This is a genomic window from Rhizobium quercicola (assembly GCF_021168455.1).
GTDB classification, from domain to species: Bacteria; Pseudomonadota; Alphaproteobacteria; order Rhizobiales; family Rhizobiaceae; genus Ferranicluibacter; species Ferranicluibacter quercicola.
The window spans coordinates 109,089-128,872 of record NZ_JAJOZR010000013.1 but is presented as its reverse complement, the minus strand read 5'-3'; the positions used below and the strand labels follow the sequence as shown (position 1 = coordinate 128,872).

The following is a 19,784-nucleotide window of genomic DNA, read 5'->3' as shown; positions in this document are numbered from 1 at the left end:
AGGTTGCATCGCGACTTTCAACGACAAGATTGCAGGGAGCGGTTGTTAAGTCTTCCTTATCGTCCGCAGCGGCATGATCGGGCTCTCGCAGGTCCATGACGGGCCTTGCGCCGGCCAAGCCGGAGCTGCGACATGATGTCGATTGTATGTGTTCGAAAGCATTTACCTTGAGGCAGCCCATGGCTGCCTCCCTTTCGAGCCCCGGCATTCGCGACCAGTCAGTTGGCCAGAACCCGTTGCGACGGGAAGGTGATTTCCACCAGCGTTCCTTCATTCGGTGCCGAGTTGATGGCAAACAGCGCGCGGTTGGCTTCCGCCATCGCCTTCGTCAGCGGCAGACCCAGCCCCGTACCCTCGCCCCGCATGCGCGTGCCGGTGGTCACCTGCCGGAAGGGCTTCATGGCCTGTTCCAGTTCTGTCCGGGTCATGCCGATGCCGGTGTCCCGGATGCGCAGCATCACGCTGCCATTGGTTTCGTAAGCCGTGGACACCACGATCTGTCCGCCGGACGGCGTGAAGCGAATGGCATTGGCGAGGATGTTGAGCGCGATCTGCTTGATCGACCGGTTGTCGGCGACGACGCTGGGAACGGAGGTCGACAGCGAGGTGCGGATGATGACGCGTTGCGCGTTGGCCTGCGGCTGAACCAGCGAAACGGCCTCCGAGACCGCCTCGTTGATCTCGACGGCCGCAAATTCCAGCTCCATCTCGCCGGCTTCGATCTTCGATATGTCGAGGAGATCGTTGACGATATCCAGCACATGGCGACCGGACCGGCCGATGTCGCTTGCATATTCGATATAGCGGGCGCTGCCGATCGGCCCGAAATGTTCGCTCGCCATCATGTCGGAGAAGCCGATAATGGCATTGAGCGGTGTGCGGATCTCGTGGCTGACGCGCGCCAGGAAATCGGTCTTGTGCGCATTCGCCGTCTCCGCCGCGCGCTTGGCGCTGCGCAGCTCCTCCTCCGTGCGCTTCCACTGCGTGATATCGCGAATGACGGCGCAATAGCCGCTGGAGGAGGAGAGGCGACCCATGGTCATGAACAGCGGAATGAACCCGCCGGAGGCCTCCCGTCCGATCACCTCGCGTCCGTCGTTGAGCACGCTGGCAACGCCGTGGCCGGCAAGGCCCGCGAGGTAATCCATGACGGCACGCTGGCTCTCATGGGCGAAGAGTGTGGCAAAAGGCTTACCGATGACATCGGAATCATTGTAGTTGAACAGAGCGTTGGCGGAGCGGTTCAGCGACCGGATGTCGCCGTCGGAGCCCATCACCACGACGCCGTCCGTTGCCGTCTCCAGGATCGCGCGCAGCTCTTCGGTTTCGATCCGGAGGGCGTCCACCCGCGCCTCGGCCGCGGCAATCGCGGCGTCATCGGTCACTGCCGGCGAACCGGACTCGACCGTCTCGGCGGCATCCGCAGCGCTTTCGGCGATCTCCGCGACGCCTTCGCCATCGGGCTGCCCGTCGTCCGCGACGGGTGCGGCATCGGCGGGCGACGTCTCGACCAGAGCCAGCGACATCATCAGCGCCACGCCCTTGTCGTCAAAGGGAATGGCCTGCAGCCGCGCGGTCACGGGCAGCAGCCGGCCGTCATTGCGGATCATCATCATCGCGCCCGGGGGGACGTCGAGAATGCCTTCGTCTTCGCCGACGAACAAAGCGTCGATCCCGCCCTCCACGCGCAGATCCTGCAGCGTTTGGTAGCCGGTCAGGTCGAGAAAGGCGGCATTGGCGTGATAAAGCTCGTCGCCGCTGTGGATCAGCACCGCGCTGTCGAGCCGATCGATCATGGCCGGGCTCAGCACCTCATCCCGGTCGCCAGCGCCATTGTCGTTCTCGACGATGGCGTTCTGCACAGGCTCGCTGGCCTGCGCCGCGTTCTCCGGTGCGCCAACCGGCTCCGACAGACCTTCGGCGGCAAGCGCGTCGGCCTCGACCGCCGACGTCTCGTCCGTGACAGCGTCGTCCGCAGCTGGCGTCGCGGCGGGGGCATCCGCGACCGTCTCACCGGGCAGGAGATCGGCGCGCGCGCCCTCGTCGTCCTGCACGGGTTCGGATGTCGCGACAGCCTCGTCGCTCTGCGCCATGCCGTCCTGCGATGCCTCGACCTGATCCGGCGTGCCGGCAGCGGCCTCGTCCGTGTTCCGGTCCTCGGCGGTCGCATCGCTTCGGCCGAGCTCTGCTTCTGCCGCTCCGTCCGCGGCGGCCTCGTCGCCTTCGATCGGCGGCGCCACCGGCTCGGTGCGCTTGCCGAAGGTCGTCGTCAGCTGCCGGGCGATCTCGCGAAAGGCGGCCTGTTCGCTGCGCGTCAGCGTTTCGGTGCTTGTGGGGCGGGCATCGTCGATCGGGACGATCTTGTCCGAATGCCGCCGCGCGGGCGTCTCCACCAGCTTCAGCGCCGGACGCTCGCCCATGAACGGGTCGCGCGGAAGCCCATCCGCGAGGGGAGTGAGATCATCGTCAACCACATCGGGTGCGTCCGCCACGTCCGACAAGGAGAGGTCCTCATCCGCCGCAACGAAGAACGCGCCGTCGTCCTCGATCGTCTCGCGCGGTGCATCGCCTGCGTTCGTTGCGTCCGGCAGGGCAGGGGTCTCGTCCCTGACGTCGCCGGACACCGCTGCGTCCTGCGGCGCCGGCTCTGCCTCATCCTCAAGGCTCGGCAGATCGGCAAGGTTGAGCCCGCGCGCCGCCGGGTCCGAAACCGCATCGGACACTCGCACAATGCCGAAGCCGCGGAAGCCGTCGAATTCCCGGTTGCGCGAATAGGTCGGCAAGGCGGCGAGATCGACCGGAACGCACAGCGCCTCGCCCTCGACCGGCCACAGCACCGTCTTGCCCGACCATGTGTCGCGCCGGTTCAACAGCTCGACGATGGTGCCATCGGGATCGAGCGCGAAGCGCGCGGCGAGATCCGCAAAGCTCTGCCCCAGAACATCGGCAGCCTGCGGGCCGACCGCCAGCGCGAATTCGCGCGAAATCTCGCTGAAACGCCCGTCCGCCCCGATCTTCCAGACGAAGCGGATCGACCGCATCGCCGGGTCGAAGGCGAAAGCGGCGGGTTCTGCAAGGGCGACATCGTCACCGCCCTCGGACCCCGTTGCGGCCGGTACCTCATTCGACGCAGCGACCGCTTCGTCGGCCGCCTGCGGTAAACCTTCCTCTTTGTCACCAGCCGACGAAACGTCGTCATCGGCAAGGCCGCTGCTGTCGTCCGCGTTCAGGTCCGCGACCTCGTCGGCAACAGGCGAAACCTCCGCAGGCTCTTCCGCCACCGGAGCATCCTCGACCGGGTCCAGCGCCTCGTCGCCCGGGGCAGCCAGGACGCTGTCCTCGCCGTCCTGCGCGTCGTCGCCTGACGAACCATCCGCCGCGGCATCCACGCTCTCGATCGGCGCGACACCATCGGCCGCGACCTCTTCGGCCTCCACATGGCTGTCGCGTGCCTCGACATCGGCGGTATCGACCGCGTCCAGCACGTCCAGATCGGCGGCTTCGGCGCTCGCCGGCGGCTCCGCAACAGCGGCCGAGGCCGCCGCGTCCACCGGCACGTTAAAGTCGCTGGTCGCATCCATATGGCCGAGGATCGTCTCCACCGCGAAAAGCAGGTGAAGCGCCGGCTCGGCCGAAACCTTGCCGATGGCGGCCGGCAGCGTTCCCTTGCCTGTCGGCACGGGACGCTTCAGCAGCCAGTCGCTATCCCGGCCCACGGCGTCGACCAGCGACAACAGCGTCTGCTGCGTCATGCCGAGCGCCTGGAACTGCGGCGACGCGGCAAGCACCACCCCCTGGCCGTCGAGCACCGCCATATGCGTATCCGGATCGTCGAAGCCGGAAATCATCCGCGCGGCCGTTTCCGCCACCGGCACGGTCTGGCCGGCACGTGACGGCGCAAGGCGCGGCGCGGTGAAGAGGATCGCCCGTTCGCCGGCGCGCACGTCGATCAGCGCGAGCGCCGCCGTCACGGTCACGCTCCGGAAGCCGGCCGACATGCGCATGAGAAAGCTGCGCGTGTCGCCGGCTTCGCGCAGCTGGCGCGCGGTCGATTGCAGCTGGCGGAAGGCGACGCTGGCGGTGCCCGGACCCCCGTCCAGAAAGTCGTAGATCGAGCCCAGCCCGAAGAGCGCCGCACCCTCGCCGTTCGACCAGAGCACACGCGAAAGGTCGGGCGCAAACAGAATGGCCGCATCGCCACGCGCGAAGTGATCCCGAACACGTTCATGAACGGCAATGTCGATGAAGGGGTAGGATTTCACGGGCATTCTTCTATCCGGCTCTGGCGGAGGTCTCGGGTCTCCGGATGCGTTAATAGACTATTAATATCCGCGACCCCCGGAAGGGTCCAGCTTGAGCATCGTTTTCGCAGTGAAAACCGCCCTCTTTCCTAACGCAAGGTTAATGTAACGAAACGACACATGGTGCAGTGCAAAAATATGTTGCACTGCACCATAAATCTGTGTAGAAGGCATTCGGAACCCGAAATCCGCTGCTACGAGCCGCCGCCAGACAGGACACTCCGATGACTCAGGACATCTTCTCCATTTCGACGTTCGACCCCAACAAGGTGACGGAAACCTTCCGTGACTTTGCGGAAAAAGGCGCAACCCAGTCGCGCGAAGCCTATGCCAAGATGAAGACAGCCGCCGAAGAGGCCGGCAAGACGATCGAAGCCACGGTCGAGAGCGCCCAGTCCGGCACGGTCGAACTGAGCCTGAAGGCGATCGACGCGCTGCGCACCAATGCGGAAACATCGCTGTCGCACATGGAAGCGCTGATCGCCTGCAAATCCCTGTCGGAGGTCTTCGAACTTCAGACGGCCTTCATCCGCAAGCAGGCCGAGCTTGCCATGGAACAGGCCCGCACCATGCAGGAAACCACCCGCAAGGTCGCCGAAAACCTGGTCAAGCCAACCAAGGACGCCGCCGAAAAGGCCCTGTCCAGCATCCCCCGCGCCTGACCCTGCCGCCTGAAAAGGCCCTCACATCCGGAACCGGACGGGAAACCGCCCGGTTTTTTGGCCGAAAGTCGAAGTTCGGACTTGCCAAACCGAACCCATGGCCGTAATGACGCGGCCAAGCGACATGCTTGTTCGTGCGGTTGTAGCTCAGTTGGTTAGAGCGCAGGTTTGTGGCACCTGAGGTCGGAGGTTCGAGACCCCCCAACCGTACCATTTTTCCACAATGCGATGAAAACAGCGGATCATGCAGCGTTATGCGCTGGATCGCGCTCGATCGCGATTATGCCCTCGCACAGACTCCACTCGGAATTTTCCACAGGCACTTAGCGTCGATCGGTTGCATGGAGCGGTCCGCGTCTTCGTGGCTGCGTCCGAGCCCCGGTCAGGGTCTTTCCTCGGTTTTATCCGCAGGCGCACCCCCAAAACATCCCGCACACCACCAACGGAAAACGCCACCCGCGAACTCTCGCGGGTGGCGTTTTTGTGCGTTCGTTCCGTTCAGATGGGATCAGAAGTCTTCCCAGGTCTGCTGCACGGCGGCATTGCCGGAGAAGGAGCGGGCGATCTGGGCGGTCATCTTGCGGGCAGGGGAGGCTGCCGGGCGGTGGGTGGCGTTGGCGGCGGCGACGGGGGGCGTGGTCCGTGCCGAGGCGCGGTTGGCATCACCGAACTGGAAGCGGCTGATGAGGTCGCGCAGGCGTTCGGCTTCGCCGGCGAGGGCCGCGCTCGCGGCATTGCTTTCTTCCACCATGGCGGCGTTCTGCTGCGTCACCTGATCCATCTGGTTCACGGCCGTGTTGACCTCGGACAGCCCGACCGACTGTTCGCGGGCCGATGTCGCGATGGCGTCCATGTGCTGGTTGATGGTGACGATATAGTCCTCGATGGTCTTGAGGGCTTCGCCGGTCTGGCTGACGAGCTTGACGCCGCTCTGCACCTCGACCGAGGAGTTGCGGATCAGATCCTTGATCTCCTTGGCGGCCTTGGCCGAGCGCTGGGCGAGTTCACGCACTTCCTGGGCGACCACGGCGAAACCCTTGCCGGCTTCGCCGGCACGTGCCGCTTCCACGCCGGCGTTCAGCGCCAGCAGGTTGGTCTGGAAGGCGATCTCGTCGATGACGCCGATGATGTTGGCGACCTGATCGGACGACTGCTCGATCTTCTGCATGGCATCGACCGCATCGGCGACGACCTTGCCGGACTGGCCGGCGCTGGCATTGGCCTGCACGGCGATCGACCGGGCTTCCTCGGCGCGCTTGGACGAGTTGGTCACATTGGCGGTGATCTCGTCGAGGGCGGCTGCGGTTTCCTCGAGCGAGGCCGCCTGCTGTTCCGTCCGGCGCGAGAGGTCGTCGGCGCTCTGGCTGATCTCGCGGGTTCCCGTGTCGATCTGCGTCGTCGCCTGGGCGACGGAGAGAAGCGTGGCAGAGAGCTGGCCGATCGCACCGTTCAGGTCGTGGCGCAGCGCCTCGAAGTCCGGTGCGAAAGCCTGGTCGAGCTGGAAGCCGAGATCGCCGGAAGCCAGACGGCGCAGGCCTGTGGCGAGGCCCGATGTCGCCTGCTGCATGCGCTCGCGGGCGGCGGCTTCAGCTTCGGCCGTCAGGCGCGTCCGCTCGGCTTCGGCATGGGCACGGGCGGCTTCCGCCTCCTGCTCGAGCCGCTTGTTGCTGATGGCGGACTGACGGAACACCTCGACCGCGCCGGCCATGTCGCCGATTTCGTCCTTCCGGTCGGTATTGCCGGGATCGATGTCGGTCTGACCGGCAGCCAGCTGGCGCATGGCCTGCGTCATCACGCGGATCGGACGGCCGACGCTGCGCACGAGAACGGCCGCGGAAGCGATGAGGATAAGGATGATCGCGCTGTTGATGGCGAGGGAGACCGTGCGGGCCTGCGCGACCATGTCTTTCAGCGATGCCTTCGCATCGGCCGTGATCTCGGTGGCGTCCTTCACCGCGTCGTTGATGAGCTTGCTGGCGGTTTCCGCGACCTTGGTGTTGTCGGCGGCGGTGTTGGCGACGGCAGCCGCCATTTCCTCGAGCGTCAGCTTGCGACCGCCGACCTTCTGGAAGGCCGCGAGCACATCGACCGAGCGCTTTTCCGAAATCGTCTCGTAATCCGTCAGCCGCGCGGCGATCTGTTTCAGCGTATCGCGCTCCGGCGCGACCTGGATGGGCTTCTGCATCCCGGCCATGCCGTTGTCGTAATAGGCCCGGACGTCGGTCGTCGCCTTCTGGGTCTCGGCCTCGCTGGTGACGAGGCGAAGACCGCGCGAGGCGAACCGCATGTTGCTCAGGGCGAGCTTCGCGTTGACGACGCCGTCGAGAACGATCTGTTCGCGCTCGAGGATGGCATTGGCTTCCGCCGTCTTCGCATCGCTGATCATCTGGTTGGAAATGATGCCGACGACAAGCAGGATACTGATCCCGGACGTGATCATCAGCTTGGTGCCGACCTTGGCATTCTGGAAAAAGGACATGGGCTCTCTCAACGCGTGTTGGGGGGCAAAACGGGGACATGCCAGTGTGATCCGGAGCCGATACCGCGCAGATACGCCCGATCGACGTGGGAGGCCGACGGTACGAGCGATGCGTCATATGCTGGGATGGATCGTGCGGGCATCATGCCTGCAACCGACCAGTGTAGTTTTAATACGGTAGTCTAAAGAAAGTTTGAATTTTGAACGACTAATATATGGTGTGTGCAACTCTTTATCGCCGGCGTGCAAGGGCGGGCGGATATTTGGGGTAGGTCCGAAGGACGGCGCCCGCGTGCAAACGCGCAGACGGGCGGGGGTGTTTCACCCCGCCCGTCCTGTTGCGAAGCGATCGAGATCAGCGGATGCAGGGATATTCGCAGACATAGCCGGGGCGTGCCGGGCCACGACGGTCGTCGTCGCGATCGCGGCGATCCCCATCGCCGGCGTCCCGGTCGGCCTGCTCGCGGCGCACGCGACGGTCGTCGCTGTAGCGGTCGCGCCGGTCGTCCCGCGCACGGTCGTACCGGTTGTCGCGGTCGTAGCGCGCACGGCGGTCGCGGTCGGTGTAGACAGGCACGCGATAGACGTCGGGTCGCGATTCCCGGATGTAGACGCCGCTGGCCGAATAGCGGGGTCCGCTGTCGTAGCGGGCACCGTCATCGACGCAGCCGGCAAGAAGGGCGGTGGAAGAGAGAAGAAGAACCGACAGGACGGCACGCATGGGGGTCAACCTTTCAAGGTGGCAATCTGCAAAACGGCAAGCGCCGGAACCGACGAGACGTCGCCGCCGGTGCGCCCGAAGAGACGCGGCAGAGAAATGTCGTCATGCTATCTGCGCTCTCGAACATGAACGGCAGCCGAACATCGCCCTCTCGGGACGCGGCAGGATTGCCAAACACTCCGGGCTGATGCATGGAGCGTTCGAACACGAATATGCGTCAGCCCTTGGAAAGAACAAGTCCGGCGGCAGGGATGCGCGGTGCCGCCGATCGGGCCGCGCGCCGGATCGGGTCGATCTTGGCGCGCATTCCGGCAGACGGGAAAACCGGGCCGGGAAGAACCGGGCGGAACAGCCATGAAAGGACGTCCATGACAGATGGCGACGCCTCGATCGTCCGCAAGCGGATCGTCCTGCATTTTCCGGGCTTCGAGCCTCTGGATGCCCATGCGCATCTAGCGCGTTTCGCGCGGGCCGCGGTGCAGAGCACGCATGTCTGGGGCCTCTATTTTCATGTCGGTCCGCTGCTGGAAACCACGGAGGTCCCCGCTTTCGATGTCACGGCCACCGGCCAAGGCCACCACACGGAAAGCCGCGTCCACATCTTCGACCATCATCGGCTGGTGGCGCTGCTGACGGACAAGCCGCTCCACCGCCGCCTCATCGCCGGGTATGCGAGCGCTCTGCAGGTGGTCCGCCACGGCGGGCTCACCGGCTACTTCCGCCATGCCTGGCGCTTCGGCCTCTTCTTCCTCTTCCCGTTCCTGCTGGTCGCGCTCGCGGTCCTCGCCTCGATCGGCGCCGCCGTCGCACCGCTTCTCCTCGGTCTGCCGGGCTGGAACCTTCTCTGGAGCGCCCCGGCCGCGGTGGCGCTCTTCCGCTTCGTGCTGATTCCCCAGGCCGAACGCTTCCACACCCTGCACCTTTTTGCCGATTGGGAACTCGCCGTCGCCATGGCGTCGCTCGATCGGCCCGAGGTCGATCTCTGGCTGGAAACGGCGATCGAGGCCGCGCGCAAGGTTCTCGTCACGGCCCGGGATACCGGCTGCGACGAGGTGCTCGTGACGTCCCACAGCATGGGCTCCACCATCGCCGCCCATGTCATAGGCGCGCTTCTGGAGCGCGAGCCGGAGCTGATGCGGGGGCGCCGCATCGTGTTCGTCACGCTGGGCGGGGCCATCCTGCAATGCGCGCTGCTGCGCCCGGCGACCATCCTGCGCGCCCGCGTCGGGCGTCTGGCGCACGCAAGCGGGATCGACTGGCTGGAAGTCCAGTGCCTGACGGACTCCATCCATTTCTACAAGGCGCCCGTCGTGGCCTTGTGCGGCCATCCGGATGCACCGCCGGCGCGCATATTGATGATCCGGCTGAAGCACATTCTGTCTGCGGAGCGTTACAAGCGCATCAAGCTCGATTTCCTGCGCGTGCACCGGCAATATGTGCTGGGTCCGGACCGGAAATCCTCGTTCGATTTCACCCTCATGACCTCGGGCCCCTTGCCGGCCTTCGACTTCGCGACGTTTTCGCAAGCATCGATGCCGGAAATCCCGGTCATCGACAAACCCGGTTCCGAAGATCCGGCCGTCGTCGGGCAGGCTCGGTAAGCGCGGGCCATTTCTCTCTCGCGCATCGCGGTAGGATATGGTTTATCCCGTCTGCAGGCGCCGGAGACGGCCCCGATGTTGAGAAGGATGCACCATGACCGCCCGCTTCGATGTCGCCATTCTCGGTCTCGGTGCCATGGGCAGCGCGGCGGCGGCGCATCTGGCCGCCCGTGGCGTGTCGGTCATCGGCTTCGATGCTCACTATCCCGCTCACGGGCTCGGCTCGTCCCATGGCGACAGCCGCCTCATTCGCCTCGGCTATTTCGAAGATCCGTCCTATGTGCCGCTGCTGCAGCGCGCCTATGCCAACTGGCGGGCGATGGAAAGCCGGCTGCGCGAGGACATCCTGACCATCACCGGCGTGCTGCAGATCGGCTTGCCGGACAGCAAGATCGTCAGCGGCACCCGCAAGAGCAGCGAGATGCACGGGCTGGCGTCGGAGACGATCGACGCGAAGGCCCTGCGCCTGCGTCATCCCGCCTTCGCCATCGATGACGACGAGATCGCCGTGCTCGATCCGCAGGGCGGCTATCTCCGGCCGGAAGCCGCCGTCATGGGCTATGTGAAGCTCGCCGCGACCGACGGTGCGGCGCTGCATTTCGGAGAGAAGGTCACCGCGATCCACCGTGAGGCCGATGGCATCGCGATCGAAACCGCCACCAGCCGGTACAGTGCCTGCAAGGTCATCGTCGCCACCGGCTCCTGGATCGCGGACCTCGTGCCCGATCTCGCCGGCAAGGCCGTGCCCATCAAGCAGGTGGTGGCCTGGTACCAGCCGACGGACGGCTTCATCGCCACCCCGCAGCGCATGCCGGCCTTCATCCGCGACGAGGGCGAGGAAGGGTCCTATTTCGGCTTCCCGGCCATCGGCGTCGATGGGATCAAGGTCGGGCGTCACGCGCATTTCATGGAGCCGATCGACCCGCATGCGCCCAATCCGCCGGTCAACACGCGCGATACGGACCTGCTCGATGCCTTCGTCCGCCACCGCCTGCCGACGGCCGCCGGCATGCGGGTGCGCGCGACGACCTGCCGCTACACCATGCTGCCGAGCGAGGATTTCCTGATCGATCTGCTGCCGTCCGACCCGCGCATCGTCGTCGCCTCACCCTGTTCCGGCCACGGTTTCAAGTTCACGAGCGTCGTCGGCGAAATCCTGGCCGATCTCGCGCTGGAGGGCGGCACGCGGCTGCCGATCGACGCGTTTTCGTTTGCCGCCATGGATCGTTTCATCACCGCAAAGGGCGCGAGCGCGGATCTCGAAAATCCGACTCTCTAGGGACCAAGCTCGGCGCGCGAAACGGGAGGGCGTGGAGCGGAGTGTCGCTGCTTAAACTGCATCGATCCGGATGAGATAGACGGTTACCGGCTCATCGGCCCGAACCTTGACGTCGCCGTCCAGCCGCATGGCATCGAGACGGGCGAGCCGCACAGGACCCACCTGGACATCGCCGAGCGATAGCAGCATCAGCGTCCCGCCCTGCCGTTTCACCTCCGTTGTCCCGTCGACCATGCGCCGTTCGACCGCATGCGCGAAGGCTCCGCGGCGGGTCATGATGTTGAGATCGGTGATCGCGCCATCCACCAGTGTCGCCTCTGTCGCGGCGTCGGCAGGAAACGCATGCGGCGCATCGTCCGCCGTGAGCGTCACTGGTGCGCGGCCTGATATGTCGAGCACCATGCCGTGACCGTCGAGGATCGACAGCGTCCGGTCCACGCCCGGAAAGACGGAGAACGGGCCGTCCGTCTGGACCGAGGCCATGCTGATCCGCCAGCCGAACGTCTCTATGGAAGCATCCGCCGGAAAGACGGCGATCTCCACCGTCTCGCCGCCGCCGTTCTTCCACGGCATGCGGCGGTGGTCGCTGTTGCGAAGGACCGTCATGCTTATCTCCGACAGATGGAACCGGGAGCTGCGGCAGGCGCGAACGCCTGCCGTTTCCGCTGTCAGTTGCCGAGAATTCCCGGCAGGCGCAGGCCCTTGTCGCGGGCGCAATTGAGCGCGATGTCGTAGCCGGCGTCCGCATGGCGCATGACGCCGGTCGCCGGGTCGTTCCACAACACGCGTTCGATGCGGCGGTCGGCATCCTCGGAGCCGTCGCAGCAGATGACGACGCCCGAATGCTGGGAGAAGCCCATGCCGACGCCGCCGCCGTGATGCAGCGATACCCAGGTCGCGCCCGAGGCGGTGTTGAGCAGCGCGTTGAGCAGCGGCCAGTCCGACACGGCGTCGGAGCCGTCCTTCATGGCTTCGGTCTCGCGGTTCGGCGAGGCGACGGAGCCGCTGTCGAGATGGTCGCGGCCGATCACGATCGGTGCTGCGAGCTCGCCGGTGCGCACCATCTCGTTGAAGGCGAGGCCCAACCGGTGGCGATCGCCCAGGCCCACCCAGCAAATGCGCGCCGGCAGGCCCTGGAAGGCGATCCGTTCGCCGGCCATGTCCAGCCAGTTGTGCAGGTGCTTGTTGTCGGGCAGCAGTTCCTTCACCTTCGCGTCGGTCTTGCGGATGTCCTCCGGATCGCCGGAGAGCGCCGCCCAGCGGAACGGGCCGATACCGCGGCAGAAGAGCGGGCGGATATAGGCCGGCACGAAGCCCGGGAAGTCGAAGGCGTTCTCCAGCCCCTCGTCCTTGGCGACCTGACGGATATTGTTGCCGTAGTCGAAGGTGGGAATGCCGGCCTGCTGGAAGGCGAGCATGGCTTCCACATGATCGCGCATCGAGGCGCGGGCGGCCTTTTCCACGGCCTTCGGGTCGCTTTCGCGCTTCTGGCGCCATTCGGCCATCGTCCAGCCCTTCGGCAGGTAGCCATTGATCGGATCGTGCGCCGAGGTCTGGTCGGTGACCATGTCGGGCCGGATACCGCGGCGAACCATTTCGGGGAAGATGTCGGCGGCATTGCCGAGCAGGCCGACGGATTTCGCCTCGCCGGCGGCCGTCCAGCGTTCGATCATCTCCATCGCCTCGTCCAGCGTTTCCGCCCGCGCATCGACATAGCGGGTGCGGATGCGGAAATCGATGCTGTCGGGGTTGCACTCGACCGCAAGGCAGCAGGCGCCGGCCATGACGGCGGCGAGCGGTTGCGCGCCGCCCATGCCGCCAAGCCCGCCCGTGAGCACCCAGCGGCCGGTGAGGTTGCCGTCGTAATGCTGCCGCCCGGCCTCCACGAAGGTTTCGTAGGTGCCCTGCACGATGCCCTGGCTGCCGATATAGATCCACGATCCCGCGGTCATCTGGCCGTACATGGCCAGGCCCTTCTTATCGAGCTCGTTGAAGTGATCCCATGTCGCCCAGTGCGGAACGAGGTTGGAGTTGGCGATGAGCACGCGCGGCGCGTCCTTGTGGGTGCGGAAGATGCCGACCGGCTTGCCGGACTGCACCATCAGCGTCTCGTCTTCCTCCAGATCGCGCAGCGAGGCGACGATCCTGTCGAAATCCGCCCAGGTGCGCGCTGCCCGGCCGATACCGCCATAGACCACCAGCTCGTGCGGGTTCTCCGCGACCTCGGGGTCGAGATTGTTCATCAGCATGCGCAGCGGCGCTTCGGTCATCCAGGATTTCGCGGTCAGCTCGGTGCCGCGGGCAGCACGGATCTCGCGAATATTGTGGCGCGGATTGGTCATCGGTTTCCCCTTTTATGAGTGTGCGAGCGTGGGCGCGATCGTCGCGATGCGCTCGAGAATGTCCTTGAGATGGCGACGAAGCGGCTCGGCCTTGGCCGGATCATAGGCGAAGGGCGGCGCTTCTGTCGCCAGGTGCGTGGATTGCGCCAGCTCCATTTGAATGGCGTGCACGCCCTCGCCGGGTCGTCCGTAGTGCCGCGTGGTCCACCCGCCCTTGAAGCGGCCGTTGAGCACGCTGTCATGGCCGGCGGCTGCGGCGGCGACGGTCACGGCTGCCGCCTCGATCTCGGGCGCGCAGGTCCGGCCATTGTCCGTACCGATGTTGAAGTCCGGCAGCTTGCCCTCGAACAGGAAGGGAATGTGCGAGCGGATCGAATGGCAATCGTAGAGAATGGCGACACCATGCAGCGCCTTTACCCGCGCGATCGCGGCGGCAAGCGCGGCATGATAAGGCTGGTGGAAGGCCTGCAGACGCGCCGAAATGTCTCCGGCCGTCGGCGCGGCACCTTGCCTCCAGATCGGCACGCCGTCGAAATCCGTCTCCGGCACCAGCCCCGTGGTGTTCTGCCCGGGATAGAGGCTGCCACCCTCCGGATCGCGGTTGGCGTCGATCACATAGCGGTGGAAGGTGGCGCGCACGGTGGTCGCATCTGCCAGCAGCCCGTCATAGAGCGTGTGGATATGCCAGTCCGTGTCGGCAAGGATACGGCCATTGTCGTTCAGCCGCTCGGCGATGTCGGGCGGCACGTCCGTCCCCGTATGCGGGAAGGCGAGGATGACGGGGGAGGTGCCTTGCCGGATTTCGAAAACCGCCATGTCAGACCTCCAGAACCGGCAGGATGCCGGGGTTAACCGCTGCGGTCAGCCGGCCATCGGCGACGATGTCGCGCGCGGCCTTGAGGTCGGTCGCCATGTAGCGGTCGGTCTCGAGCGTCGGCACCACGGTGCGGATGGCGGCGATGACGTTGGACAGCTCCGGGCTCGACACCAGCGGCGCGCGAAAATCGATGCCCTGCGCCGCCGTCAGCGCCTCGATGCCGATGATGGAGAAGAGGTTTTCGGTCATCTGCAGGAGCCGCCGCGCTCCGTGGCAGGCCATGGAGACGTGGTCTTCCTGATTGGCCGAGGTCGGCGTCGAATCGACCGAGGCCGGGTGCGACATCTGCTTGTTCTCGCTCATCAGCGCGGCCGACGTCACCTCGGCGATCATCAGCCCGGAGTTCAGCCCCGGCGTTTTCGCAAGGAAGGCGGGCAGGCCATAGGAGAGGGCGGGATCGACCAGAAGCGCGATGCGCCGCTGGGCGATGGCCCCGATCTCGCAGACCGCCAGCGCGATCTGGTCGGCGGCGAACGCCACGGGCTCGGCATGGAAATTGCCGCCGGAGACGACGGAATTGTCGGAGAGCACCAGCGGATTGTCGGTCACCGCATTGGCTTCGATCTCCAGCGTGCAGGCGACGGAGCGCAACAGGTCGAGGCAGGCGCCGTCCACCTGCGGCTGGCAGCGGATGCAATAGGGGTCCTGCACGCGCTCGTCGCCTTCCATATGGCTCTCGCGGATCACCGAGCCCGCAAGCAGCCCGCGAAGGGCGGCCGCCGCATCGATCTGGCCGCGATGGCCGCGCAGGGTGTGGATATCGGGATGGAACGGGGCGGAGGATCCCATGGCCGCATCGGTCGAGAGCGCGCCGGTCACCAGCGCGGCTTGCGCGGCGCGATGCGCGCGGAAGAGACCGGCCAGCGCCAGCGCTGTCGAAACCTGCGTGCCGTTGATCAGTGCCAGCCCCTCCTTGGCCGCGAGAATGACGGGGGCGAGACCTGCCCGCTCCAGCGCGGTGCGCCCGTCGAGCCGTGCGCCCTCGAAGAAGGCTTCGCCTTCGCCCATCATGACGGCCGCCATGTGGGCGAGCGGCGCGAGATCGCCGGATGCGCCGACGGAGCCTTTTTCCGGAATGACGGGAATGACGCCCCGTTCCAGCATGGCCTCGATCAGCCGCACCAGCGCCAGCCGCACGCCGGAGGCGCCGCGGCCGAGCGAGACGAGCTTCAGCGCCATGATCAGCCGGACGATGTTGTCGGCCAGCGGTTCGCCGACGCCGCAGCAATGCGACAGGATGAGGTTGCGCTGGAGCGTCGCGACATCGGCGGCGTCGATGCGGATGCTCGCCAGTTTCCCGAAGCCGGTGTTGATGCCGTAGACCGGCGCATTGCCGCCGGCGATCTCGGCAATGCGCGCCGCGGCCTTGTCGATGCCGGCGTCGAAGGCGGGATCGAGCCGGGCGGGCTCGCCGGTCCAGTAGAGCGTTTCGAGGGTGGAAAGGGGCACGGAGCCCGGCTGCAGAACAAGCGTCATGGCGAAGTCCTAAGAGTCTGGCGGGCCTGGCCCGCGCGATCAGTGTCCGTTGCGGATGCGGGCATGGAGCGGGTTGAACCCCATGCGGTAGACGAGTTCGGCGGGGCGGGCCACCGACCAGATGGCGAGATCGGCCCGCTTGCCGGCCTGCAGCGTTCCCACCTCGTCGACGAGGCCGAGCGCGCGGGCGGCCTCCCGCGTCACCCCGGCAAGGCACTCGGTCACGGTCATGCCGAAGAGGGTCGCGGCCATGTTCATGGTGAGAAGCAGAGAGGTCAGCGGCGATGTGCCGGGATTGTTGTCGGTGGCGATGGCCATCGACACGCCGGCCTGCCGGAAGAGGTCGATCGGCGGCTTCTTCGTTTCGCGGATGAAGTAGAAAGCGCCGGGAAGGATGACGGCGACGGTGCCGCTCGCCGCCATCGCCTGCGCGCCTTCCGCATCGGTATATTCCAGATGATCGGCCGACAGCGCGCCATATTCGGCGGCAAGGGCCGCACCCTGCAGGTTGGAGAGCTGGTCGGCATGCAGCTTCACGGGCAGCCCATGGGCTTTCGCCGCATCGAACACGCGCCGCATCTCGGTGGGCGAAAAGGCGATGCCCTCGCAGAACCCGTCCACCGCGTCCGCAAGGCCTTCCGCGGCAAGCGCGGGCAGCATCTCGTCGGCCACCTTGGCGATATAGCCCGTGCTGTCGCCCTTGAACTCCGGCGGCAGCGCATGGGCGCCGAGAAAGGTCGTGCGCACGGTGACGTCGCGCAGTTCGCCGAGCCGGCGCGCGGCGCGCAGTGTCTTGCGTTCATGAAGAAGGTCGAGCCCGTAGCCGGACTTGATCTCGACGGTCGTCACACCCTCGGCCATCAACGCATCGAGGCGGGGAAGAGACTGCGCGACGAGGTCGTCTTCGCTTGCCGCCCGCAGCGACCGCACGGAGGACACGATGCCGCCGCCGGCGCGCGCGACCTCTTCGTAGGTCGCACCGGCCAGCCGCATCTCGAATTCGTTCGCCCGGTCGCCGGCATGGACGAGGTGCGTGTGGCAATCGATCAGTCCCGGCGTGATCAGCCGCCCGCCGCAATCGACCACACGTCCGGCGGCCTCGCGCGGAAAGGGAAGATCCGCTTCCGGCCCGGCATAGACGATCCGGCCATCCGAAACGGCGATCGCACCCTGTTCGACGAGGCCGAGGTCCGGCAGGGCGGGGTCGAGCGTGGCGAGCCGGGCGTTGAGCCAGAGCGTGTCGCAGGCCGAGGCGCCCGACGCCGCCGATGGGGACTTCATGGAAGACATCGCTTTTCCCGCCTTTCCTTCGCTCGTCATTATGTATATACAAATGAAAACGGAGCGCAAGCCTCATTCTGAAGCTGCGGCGCGGCCGGGATCGGGAGCAGGACGATGGAAAGCCAGGCAGGGACGGGACAGGCAATGGCGGCGCAGGCGGGCGGAAAGACGGACACGATCTTCGCGGCATCGGCGCTCCTTCCGGACGGCTGGCACGACAATATCCGGATCTCGCTTGCCAATGGGCGCATCGCATCCGTCGAGGCCGATGCGCAGCCTCGGGCCGGCGAGGAACGTCATGCCGTGGTCGTTCCCGGCATGCCGAACCTGCACAGCCACGCCTTCCAGCGCGGCATGGCGGGGCTCGCCGAAGTGCGCGGCCCCGGTGCCGACAGCTTCTGGAGCTGGCGCACCGTCATGTATCGCTTCGCCCTGACGATGACGCCCCAGCAGGTGGAGGCGGTGGCGGCCCAGCTCTACATGGAAATGCTCGAACAGGGATTTTCCCGCGTCGGCGAGTTTCACTATCTGCATCACGCGATCGACGGCGGACCCTATGCCGATATCGCCGAGATGGCGGTCCGCATCGCCGCTGCCGCATCCGAAACCGGGATCGGCCTGACGCTTCTGCCGGTGTTCTATGCCCATTCGACCTTCGGCGGAGCCGCGCCCAGCGATGGCCAGCGGCGTTTCATCAATACGCCGGACAGCTTCGCCCGCCTGCTCGAAGGGTGCCGTGCGGCCGTGGACGGCTTGCCGGCGTCCCGTGTCGGCGTCGCCCCGCACAGCCTGCGGGCGGCAACGCCGCAGGAGATCGCCGCAGTGGTCGCGATGGCCGGGGAGGGGCCGATCCATATTCACGTTGCCGAGCAGGTGAAGGAGGTCGAGGACTGCCTCGCCTGGTCCGGCGCCCGCCCGGTCGAATGGCTTCTCGATCATGTCGGTCTCGACGCACGCTGGTGCCTCATCCATGCCACACACATGACCGAGGACGAGACGGTGCGCATGGCAAAGAGCGGCGCCATTGCCGGGCTCTGCCCGATCACCGAGGCCAATCTTGGCGACGGCACCTTCAACGCCACGGTCTTCGGTGCGTCCGGCGGCCGCTTCGGCATCGGCTCGGACAGCAACATCCTGATCGGCCTGCCCGACGAGCTGCGCCAGCTCGAATATTCCCAGCGCCTGCTGCACCGGTCGCGCAACGTCATGGCATCGGCCGGGCAATCGACGGGACGGGCCCTGTTCGATGCTGCGGGGGCCGGGGGTGCCGTCGCGCTTGGCACGACCTCTCCGCTCGGTCTGGTTGCGGGGGCTCCGGCCGATGTCGTGTCGCTGTCCGCGCCCGACAGCGGCGCACGCCACGATGCCGTGCTCGATGCCTGGCTGTTTGCCAACGGCACCCGGCCCGACAGCGTCTGGGTCGCCGGCGAGCGGCAGGTGACGTCAGGGCGCCACCACGCGCGCGACCGCATCTCGGATCGTTTCCGGCGTGTGATGAGCGAACTTTCGGCATGAGGGCATGACATCCGTGACTCATACCCCCATAAGTCACATCCTCGCGTTCACGCCGTATTAACCTTTCACGCGGCGCGGCATGCCGGACGGCGGTCCGATTAAGATCCCGTTTACGTTTCCGCCGCTATGGTTACCATGTTCGATGCAGAACCGAGGCGCATGACGCGCAGCTCGAGAACAATGTTGGATGACGTGCATGATGTGCGCAGTTCGTCTGGCAATTCCGGCCGGCAAGGCCGGAATTGCCAGGATGTCCGAAGACGCGACGCACCGCATGATCCGCTGATGCGGGATCGCTCAGACGAAAATCGCATGCTCCGCAGCGACGAGCTCCTGCAGGAAATCGGCTACCGTCCGCACGCGCAGCAGGTCCCGCGCACTCTCGTGATAGGTCGTCCAGTAGGCCCGCCGGATCGTCGCCTCGGGCAGGATGCGGCAGAGTTCTCCATGCTGGCGCGCGATATAGTTGTGGAGGATGCCGATGCCGGCGCCGGACCGCACGGCCTCCGTCTGCCCCGTGGCACTCGAAATCTCGAAGCCTGCATCCCAGTTGCGCATCACCTCGCCGGTGAAATCGAGCGAGGCCGTCCAGAGAAGATCCTCGACATAGCCGATCCGCCGATGCCGCTTCAGCGCCTCGATGCTGTCGGGCGTGCCGTTCTCCTTTAGGTAGGCGTCGGACGCGTAGATGCCGAGCGTGTAATCGGTCAGCTTGGACGAGACGAGCCGCCCCTGCTCGGGACGCTCGAGCGTGATGGCGATATCCGCCTCGCGCTGCGACAGCGAGAAGGAGCGCGGCACCGGCACGAGCTGGATGCGCAGGGCCGGAAAACGCGCCGTCAGCCGCCCGAGGCGCGGCGCGAGGAAGGAGACGCCGAAACCGTCCGGCGCGCCGATCCGCACCGTGCCGGCGACCGCGGTATCGACCCGGCCGACATGCGCCTGCGCCGCCAGCATCTCCGTCTCCATCCGCTCGGCGGCGTGAAAGAAGACCTCGCCCTCCGCCGTCAACTCGCAGCCATTGGTCCGCCGCACGAGAAGCCGCGTCTTCAGCGCCTCCTCCAGCGCCGTCACCCGCCGGCTGAGCGTCGCATGGTTGACGCCCAGCCGCTTGGATGCCGAGAGGATCTGCCCCGTTCGGGCGACCGCGAGAAACATCCGCACATCGTCCCAGTTCACGGCATCCACCTGTCTTGTGTCGATTTCCGCACAACAGTTCCTGAATTTCGCACGTTGATTTGTGCAGACTG

General features: G+C 66.1%; 13 protein-coding genes and 1 tRNA gene. 5 read left to right on the top strand and 9 right to left on the bottom strand.

Annotated features, from left to right (window positions below; translation table 11 throughout):
• Nucleotides 1-218: 218 nt before the first annotated feature.
• Complete coding sequence (locus LRX75_RS19235) at nucleotides 219-4,268, bottom strand: sensor histidine kinase (protein ID WP_231816264.1); 4,050 nt, start codon at nucleotides 4,266-4,268, stop codon at nucleotides 219-221.
• Nucleotides 4,269-4,525: 257 nt separating this feature from the next.
• Between LRX75_RS19235 and LRX75_RS19230 the strand changes: the two genes are divergently transcribed.
• Both LRX75_RS19230 and LRX75_RS19225 read left to right on the top strand, forming a co-directional pair.
• Complete coding sequence (locus LRX75_RS19230; RefSeq protein WP_231816263.1) at nucleotides 4,526-4,963, top strand: phasin; 438 nt, start codon at nucleotides 4,526-4,528, stop codon at nucleotides 4,961-4,963.
• 136 nt (nucleotides 4,964-5,099) lie between these two features.
• Nucleotides 5,100-5,176, top strand: a tRNA-His gene (locus LRX75_RS19225).
• Nucleotides 5,177-5,471: 295 nt separating this feature from the next.
• Here LRX75_RS19225 and LRX75_RS19220 read toward each other — a convergent pair.
• Nucleotides 5,472-7,442 (bottom strand): methyl-accepting chemotaxis protein, encoded by a 1,971-nt coding sequence (locus LRX75_RS19220; protein WP_231816262.1) that lies wholly within the window; start codon nucleotides 7,440-7,442, stop codon nucleotides 5,472-5,474.
• A gap of 355 nt (nucleotides 7,443-7,797) precedes the next feature.
• Complete coding sequence (locus LRX75_RS19215; protein ID WP_231816261.1) at nucleotides 7,798-8,163, bottom strand: hypothetical protein; 366 nt, start codon at nucleotides 8,161-8,163, stop codon at nucleotides 7,798-7,800.
• Nucleotides 8,164-8,531: 368 nt separating this feature from the next.
• Between LRX75_RS19215 and LRX75_RS19210 the strand changes: the two genes are divergently transcribed.
• Nucleotides 8,532-9,764: a hypothetical protein gene (locus tag LRX75_RS19210; RefSeq protein WP_231816260.1), complete on the top strand. Its 1,233-nt coding sequence runs from the start codon at nucleotides 8,532-8,534 to the stop codon at nucleotides 9,762-9,764.
• A 94-nt stretch (nucleotides 9,765-9,858) separates the two neighbouring features.
• Entirely contained in the window at nucleotides 9,859-11,043 is a 1,185-nt protein-coding gene (solA, locus tag LRX75_RS19205) for an N-methyl-L-tryptophan oxidase (RefSeq protein WP_231816259.1), read from the top strand.
• A gap of 51 nt (nucleotides 11,044-11,094) precedes the next feature.
• On the opposite strand, the gene LRX75_RS19200 is transcribed toward solA, so the two are convergent.
• From LRX75_RS19200 to hutI, 5 genes are all read right to left on the bottom strand, one after another.
• Nucleotides 11,095-11,649, bottom strand: coding sequence for a HutD/Ves family protein (locus LRX75_RS19200; protein ID WP_231816258.1), 555 nt, complete (start codon nucleotides 11,647-11,649; stop codon nucleotides 11,095-11,097).
• A gap of 62 nt (nucleotides 11,650-11,711) precedes the next feature.
• The gene (gene hutU, locus LRX75_RS19195) at nucleotides 11,712-13,385 is read right to left on the bottom strand and encodes a urocanate hydratase (protein WP_231816257.1); all 1,674 of its coding nucleotides are present in this window, start codon (nucleotides 13,383-13,385) and stop codon (nucleotides 11,712-11,714) included.
• Nucleotides 13,386-13,397: 12 nt separating this feature from the next.
• On the bottom strand, nucleotides 13,398-14,201 hold the full coding sequence (gene hutG, locus LRX75_RS19190; RefSeq protein ID WP_231816256.1) for an N-formylglutamate deformylase: 804 nt from the start codon (nucleotides 14,199-14,201) through the stop codon (nucleotides 13,398-13,400).
• A 1-nt stretch (nucleotide 14,202) separates the two neighbouring features.
• Nucleotides 14,203-15,738 carry a histidine ammonia-lyase gene (gene hutH, locus LRX75_RS19185; protein WP_231816255.1) on the bottom strand — a complete coding sequence of 512 codons (1,536 nt, stop codon included), beginning with the start codon at nucleotides 15,736-15,738 and terminating at the stop codon, nucleotides 14,203-14,205.
• A 39-nt stretch (nucleotides 15,739-15,777) separates the two neighbouring features.
• Nucleotides 15,778-17,019: an imidazolonepropionase gene (gene hutI, locus LRX75_RS19180; protein ID WP_231816288.1), complete on the bottom strand. Its 1,242-nt coding sequence runs from the start codon at nucleotides 17,017-17,019 to the stop codon at nucleotides 15,778-15,780.
• Between the two features lie 144 nt (nucleotides 17,020-17,163).
• Between hutI and LRX75_RS19175 the strand changes: the two genes are divergently transcribed.
• Nucleotides 17,164-18,534, top strand: coding sequence for a formimidoylglutamate deiminase (locus LRX75_RS19175; RefSeq protein ID WP_231816287.1), 1,371 nt, complete (start codon nucleotides 17,164-17,166; stop codon nucleotides 18,532-18,534).
• Between the two features lie 297 nt (nucleotides 18,535-18,831).
• Here the strand turns inward: LRX75_RS19175 and LRX75_RS19170 are convergent, their stop codons facing one another.
• On the bottom strand, nucleotides 18,832-19,713 hold the full coding sequence (locus LRX75_RS19170) for a LysR family transcriptional regulator (RefSeq protein ID WP_231816254.1): 882 nt from the start codon (nucleotides 19,711-19,713) through the stop codon (nucleotides 18,832-18,834).
• Nucleotides 19,714-19,784 lie beyond the last annotated feature (71 nt).